Origin of the sequence: Natronospira sp. (genome assembly GCF_007134575.1) — a bacterium.
Taxonomy (GTDB): Bacteria; Pseudomonadota; Gammaproteobacteria; order Natronospirales; family Natronospiraceae; genus Natronospira; species Natronospira elongata.
Map to the genome: position 1 here is coordinate 1 of NZ_SLKM01000286.1, position 6,287 is coordinate 6,287.

A 6,287-nucleotide genomic window follows, 5' to 3' on the forward strand; every position below is an offset into this window, starting at 1 on the left:
GGCCGAGACCGAGCAGATCGCCGTTATCCTGTTCATGCAGCCAGCTGACCTGGGTCTCCAGCAGGGCCTCGCCCCCGGTCTGCTTGTGCCAGGCCAGCTTGAATTCGGCGGCATCGTCGCTCAGATTCAGATCAAGGGTAAAGGCGCTGGCCTGACCCGCCGCCAGGGCCAGAGCCAGGAACAAGATGTAGCTCAATCGCTTGGGCATGCCGTTTTTCTCCGTGATTTGGCTTGGGAACCTTCTTGGCTATATTGATCCAACACAGACCGAAGGTTTCCTGATTGGACCGCCTTTGGCGCCGCCTGGCACCAAGCGCGTATGATAACGGTTTTGAAGGGATATGGCAGCGACAGCACCAGGAGCAAAGCGTGGCATGAAACCGCAAGCCCCGAGTCGGGCGGAACAGCAGCCGTCCCTGCTTCAGGCCAGGTCCCCTCACGGGGAAGCAGAGCGCGATCAGGCCGCAGCTCTGCTGGACCCGCTGGACCCGGCGGCGACCGCCCGCTCCCGGGGCGTTGCCGCCATTGTCGCCGATCTGGGGATGGATCCGGCCCTGGAGGGTGCGGCGCTCCTTTTCCCGGCCCTGGAAGCCGGGCAACTGTCTCTGGAAGAACTTCGCGCGTCCTTCTCCACCGATGTGATCACACTGGTGGAGGACATGCAGCGGATTCCCCGCTTCAGCGATCTGGGCCGGGCCGAACCCGGCCAGCTACTGTCCCGCACGCAGTCCGAGGCCCTGCGCCAGATGCTGCTGGCCATGGCCCGGGATATTCGGGTGGTGGTGCTGCGCCTGGCCGATCAGCTTTACACCGTGCGCAGCCTGCGCCACGCCGGCCGCGAGGAACAAAAGGCTGAAGCCATTGCCACACGCGAGCTTTACGCGCCGCTCGCCAACCGGCTTGGGATCTGGCAACTGAAATGGGAGCTGGAAGACCTGGCGCTGCGTTTTCTCGAGCCCAACAGCTACCACCGGATCGCCCGCGCTCTGCGGGAAACCCGCCGTGACCGGGAAGCCTATATCGACCGTGTTGTCGCCCGCATTCAGGAGGAAATGCGGGCGGCCGGGATTCGAGCGGATGTCTACGGACGCCCCAAGCACATCTTCAGCATATGGAAGAAGATGCAGCGCAAGGGACTTGCCTTCGAAAACCTCTTTGACGTGCGGGCGGTGCGCATCCTGGTGGACACGGTGCCCCAATGCTATGCCGCCCTGGGTGTGATCCATGGCCTCTGGCACCACATACCCCATGAGTTCGACGATTACATTGCCAATCCCAAGGAAAATAACTATCAGTCCTTGCATACGGCGGTATTCGGACCGGAGGAAAAACCGGTCGAAGTTCAGATCCGCACCTGGGAGATGCATCGGCATGCAGAGTTGGGTGTAGCCGCCCACTGGCGCTACAAGGAAGGGGGTGGGAGCAAGGACCCGGCCCTGGAAGAGCGCATTGCCTGGTTGCGCCATTTGCTGGAACCGGGTGAGCCTGATGATGGCGACGACGAATTACTGGATCGCTTCAAGTCCGAGGTGTTCGAAGACCGCATCTACACCCTCACTCCGGACGGCGACATCATCGATCTCCCCGCCCACTCTACGCCCCTGGACTTTGCCTATCGGGTCCACACCCAAGTGGGACATCGTTGCCGAGGTGCCAAGGTCAATGGCCGCATCGTCAGCCTCAACCACGAACTGAAAAACGGCGACAGAGTGGAGATCCTCACCGGCAAGAATGCCCGGCCCAGTCGGGACTGGCTGGTTCCCCAGCTGGGCTTTGTGGCCAGCAACCGGGCACGGGCCAAGATACGCCACTGGTTCCGGACCCAGAACCAGGAGAGCCATCTGGAACAGGGGCGCCAGGTGGTGGAGCGGGAAGCCGCCAGGCTCGGTCTGGCGACACCGGCCTGGGACGAACTGGCAAATGAGTTCAAACTTCAGACGGGCGATGAGTTCCTCAAGGCCGTTGGTCGCGGCGACATTACTGGCGATCAGCTTGGCCAGCGTCTCGGGCGACGCCTTGAGCGTGAACGACCCACGCAAGATCAGGTCAAGACGCGGCCGAGCAAGGCATCCCAGGGCGGCGTGCGGGTTCGCGGTATCGGCGACCTGGCCACCACCATGGCCCGCTGCTGCAGCCCGGTGCCGGGTGACCCCATCGTCGGTTTCATTACCCGTGGACGCGGCGTGAGCATTCACCGACAGGACTGTGGCAATATGCTGCGCCTTGCTGATGATCAGCAGGAACGACTGATCGAGGTCGACTGGGATCAGGGCGAAGGCCAAGGATATGCCACCGAAGTGCTGGTGGAAGCCTGGGATCGGCAGGGCCTTCTGCGTGATATAACCACTCTACTGGGCAATGACGGGGTCAACATCACCCATGTTTCCACCCGCACGGATCCGGCTAATAACATTGCCCAGATTCAGCTCACCGTGGAACTGGCCAACCTGGATCAACTGAGCCAGACACTACAACGCCTCGTACAGTTACCGAACATCACCGAGGCAAGACGGATCAGCCGATAAAGCGCAGAAAAGGTAATACCATGCTTTCAGGAAAGGATATTGCAAGCAGAACTCTGATTCCGGCCATTCCACTGCTCACTGCAGTGGCCATCGTCCTTTGCCTGCAGGGGGCAGCGGACGATCATCCGGTACCGCAGAGACCTGAGCTGCGCAGCATAAGCGTGGACTCACCCCAGGCGCTGCATCAGGCATTGCAGGAATACGACTTTCAATGGCCGCCGGAGCAAAGAGTCCCGGCCGTGGCAGTGGAAAGCTTTCCGACCGGCATGGCGGAGCAGGAGGTTAACCTTCGCAAGTCTCTGTTCTTCCGAAGCCTCCTGCCACTGATTCTGGCGGAGAACGAAAAAATTCTTGCCAAGCGTGAAGAGTTGACATCCATACACGAGAAGCTGGAGCGAGACTCGAACGCCGAGCTAAGCGACGAAGAAAGAACATTGGTTGAGCACCTGCAGCAGCGCTTTCGCGTCGAGGGGGATATCCGGGACATCGCTGTTCGTGACAAGCTCTTCCGTCGCATTGATGTCATTCCGCCCTCCCTGGCGCTGTCACAGGCGGCCAATGAAAGTGGCTGGGGCACATCTCGCTTCACCCGGGAGGCCAATAATCTGTTCGGGGAATGGACCTGGAACGAAGAGGTCGGCCTGGTGCCCCAGCAGCGCCGGGAAGGGGCTACTCATTTCGTGCGGGTGTTCCCGGACCTCCACGCCTCGGTTCGCTCCTATATCCACAATCTCAACATAGGACACGCCTATACGCTGCTCCGCCAGCTGCGAGCGGAGGCACGGCAAGCCGGACGCACGGCAACCGGAATGGAACTCGCTCAAGGACTGGAGCGCTATTCCGAGCGAGGGCAGGACTACATACGTGAAGTGAGGTCCATGATCCTGCAGAACGACCTGCATGAATTGCCGGAAGAGCTTGAGCTGGTCAGTGAGCCCTGATCAAGCGGCCCCGGGCAATGTCCACGAGGGCATTGCCCGGGGCCTGGCTGTCCCAATTTCAGCGCCGCCCGCGGACCCATTGGAAGCTATACCAATGGAAGCCCCCCTCACGTGCCGGGGCGGTGCAGTTGTAGCGACTGCGCCCCTCAGCCAGGGGCGCATCCGCCTGCACCGAGAGAATGCGAGGACTGTCGGAAACCCATTCCAGCTCCACGCCCCGACCAGAGGCAAAGCAGTTAATGCGGTCCAGGGCAATCTCGGTCTCCGCAAACTCCAATCTCAGTTGTGGTGGATTCTGCTCATCAATGGCGGTGGGGTCATCCGGCGTAATGGAGACGACCGGCAGTGGTCGGGTATTCACCCGCAGCCGGAAATCGTTAGGGTCGGCATAGTTCTCGGCCATGGCGAATCGTGGCAGCGCCAGCTTGTCTGAATAATGCCCCACCGGCCCTGAATGCTGACCAAAGGCCACATAGCCCATTTCCTCCACCAGCTCCTGCAGTGCCCGGTCGTACTCGCCGTAAGGATAGGCATGCAAATTGGGATCATCAGGCACATGCCCTGAAAGCTCTTCCTGAAGCCGTCTTTCCGCCTTCTCAATATCGGCTTTCACTCGGGCCCGCCAATCTTCCTCGCTCTCTCCATCACGGCGTGCCACCAGATAGTCATGGGTGGCGGAATGATTGGCGAAACGGGCCTCACTATTCTCGGCCATCTCCCGCATCTGTTCCCAACTCATATAACTGCCGCCAGAATCGGCACCGTCGCTGTTAACGAACACGGTGTAAGGCCATCCCCTTTCCTTGAACAAGGGATAGGCTTCCTCGTAAATCGAGCGATAGGCGTCGTCAATGGTGATGGCCACCGTCCGCGGCGGGAATGTCTTGCCGTCACGCAGATAGCGCACAACCCGCTCCACTGGCCAAATATTGAACTCCTCTTCTTCCAGGTATTTCAGGTGCTGCTTGAATTGCTCCATCCGAACACTGGTTGAGGGATAGCGGTCCTCACCGAAACGGTGATACATCAGAACAACCGCACCGCTTTCATCACCTGACGCGTCTGTTGCGCTGGGCTCTACGGCCTGATCCACCGCCTCCTGCTCCTGCTTCTCTGCGCCACTTCCACTCTCGGAACAAGCAATAGTTACAGACAAAGCGGCAACAAGCACAGCCAGCCAACTCATGCGAAACAATGACATTTACCTACCCCCATGGATACGAATGTGGTCTTGCCAGGATTCCCGAGCACTTGTCTTCTACAAGAGCGACGGCACTCAAGTAAGTTCCGCTGCCCACAAAAAAGGGCGCCGGAAGCGCCCTTTTTTGTGCAGTCAAGCATACGCTATTCAGCGATTGACGCCGTGCAGCGCTTTTCCATCCACCGCCAGGGCGGCTTCGTGGATGACTTCCCCCAGGGCCGGGTGGGCGTGAATGGTGAGCTGGATATCCTCGGCACTGGCTCGGAACTCCATTGCCAGCACAGCTTCGGCAATCAGCTCGGAAGCCATGGGACCAACGATGTGAACCCCCAGCACCTCATCACTGTCCTTGTGGGCAAGCATCTTGACCATGCCGGCGGCCTGATTCATGGCCTGAGCACGGCCATTGGCGGCAAAGCCGAAGCTGCCCACCTTGTACGGCACCTTCTCGGCCTTGAGCTCCTCTTCGGTCTTTCCAACCCACGCCACTTCCGGCGCGGTGTAGATGATCGAGGGGATACACTCGTGGCTCATCTCGGCCGTCTTGCCGGCGATCAGGTCGGCCACCACCACCCCTTCTTCGGAGGCCTTGTGAGCCAGCATGGGCCCCGGCGCGCAGTCGCCCACGGCCCAGACATTCTTCACTGAGGTCCGGTTCTGCTTGTCTACCTTGACGAAACCCCGGTCATCGGTATCCACCTTCACGTCGTCACCGAACAAGCCGTCGGTGTAGGGGCGGCGGCCCACCGAAATCAGCAGTTTATCGAAGGTGGCTTCGTGCTTGCCGCTCTTGTCCTCGTAAACCACCTTGACGTCATTCTTGCCAGCCTTGGCTTCGACCAGCTTGGCACCCAGCTTGATATCCAGGCCCTGCTTCTTGAACTGGCGCTGGGCGTCCTTGGCGATCTGCTGGTCAGCCATGAACAGGAACTTGTCCTGAGCCTCGATCATGGTGACTTCCGAACCCAGACGGCTCCAGACACTGCCCAACTCAAGACCAATCACGCCGGCACCGATGACACCCAGGCGCTTGGGCACCTGTTCAAACTCCAGGGCATCCCAGGAGTCCACGATGCGCTTGCCATCGAATTTGGCAAAAGGCAACTCCACAGGCGTTGACCCCGTGGCCAGGATCACATGCTTGGCTTCCAGGGTTTCCTTCTTGCCTCCCCCATGGGCGGTGACCTCAACCTTGTTGCCCTTGAGGAGCTTGCCGGTTCCGGCAATGCCATCCACCTTGTTCGCCTTGAACAGTTGAGCAATGCCGCCGGTGAACTGCTTCACGATCCCAGCCTTGCGCTTCAGCATCGCATCCAAGTCCAACTCCGGCTTGGAGAGTTTGATCCCGTGCTCGGAGAACTCATGACCCGCACGGTGATACAGCTCTGAAGACTCCAGCACCGCCTTGGAGGGGATACAACCGGCATTGAGGCAGGTCCCACCGAAGGCGTGGGAACCATCCCGGTTCTCCCAGTTATCCACGCAGGCAGTCTTGAGTCCGTTCTGAGCGGCGCGAATCGCTGCCACATAGCCACCCGGGCCACCACCAATCACCACAACATCATAGGACTTGCTCATTGAAAATCCCCTGAGAAAGTTTTAAAGAATTCGAAGGCTGCA

5 protein-coding genes are annotated in these 6,287 nt (G+C 59.8%); 2 read left to right on the forward strand and 3 right to left on the reverse strand.

Annotated features, from left to right (window positions below; genetic code table 11):
• Positions 1–208 (reverse strand): hypothetical protein (locus ACJWXQ_RS11535; protein WP_406672850.1); only part of this gene is annotated, 208 nt, incomplete at its 3' end.
• A 166-nt stretch (positions 209–374) separates the two neighbouring features.
• On the opposite strand from ACJWXQ_RS11535, the gene relA reads away from it, so the two are divergent.
• Positions 375–2,525, forward strand: coding sequence for a GTP diphosphokinase (gene relA / locus ACJWXQ_RS11540; protein ID WP_406672851.1), 2,151 nt, complete (start codon positions 375–377; stop codon positions 2,523–2,525).
• A 20-nt stretch (positions 2,526–2,545) separates the two neighbouring features.
• Positions 2,546–3,466, forward strand: a complete 921-nt coding sequence (locus ACJWXQ_RS11545) for a glucosaminidase domain-containing protein (RefSeq protein WP_406672852.1) — start codon at positions 2,546–2,548, stop codon at positions 3,464–3,466.
• 58 nt (positions 3,467–3,524) lie between these two features.
• Here ACJWXQ_RS11545 and ACJWXQ_RS11550 read toward each other — a convergent pair whose 3' ends face one another.
• Positions 3,525–4,559 carry a polysaccharide deacetylase family protein gene (locus ACJWXQ_RS11550; protein ID WP_406672853.1) on the reverse strand — a complete coding sequence of 345 codons (1,035 nt, stop codon included), beginning with the start codon at positions 4,557–4,559 and terminating at the stop codon, positions 3,525–3,527.
• Between the two features lie 255 nt (positions 4,560–4,814).
• Positions 4,815–6,245, reverse strand: a complete 1,431-nt coding sequence (lpdA, locus tag ACJWXQ_RS11555; protein WP_346049186.1) for a dihydrolipoyl dehydrogenase — start codon at positions 6,243–6,245, stop codon at positions 4,815–4,817.
• Positions 6,246–6,287 lie beyond the last annotated feature (42 nt).

Coding starts and splice junctions, on each gene's coding strand:
- relA (WP_406672851.1), top strand. CDS start 375: ATGAAACCGCAAGCCCCGAGTCGGGCGGAACAGCAGCCGTCCCTGCTT.
- lpdA (WP_346049186.1), bottom strand. CDS start 6,245: ATGAGCAAGTCCTATGATGTTGTGGTGATTGGTGGTGGCCCGGGTGGC.
- ACJWXQ_RS11545 (WP_406672852.1), top strand. CDS start 2,546: ATGCTTTCAGGAAAGGATATTGCAAGCAGAACTCTGATTCCGGCCATT.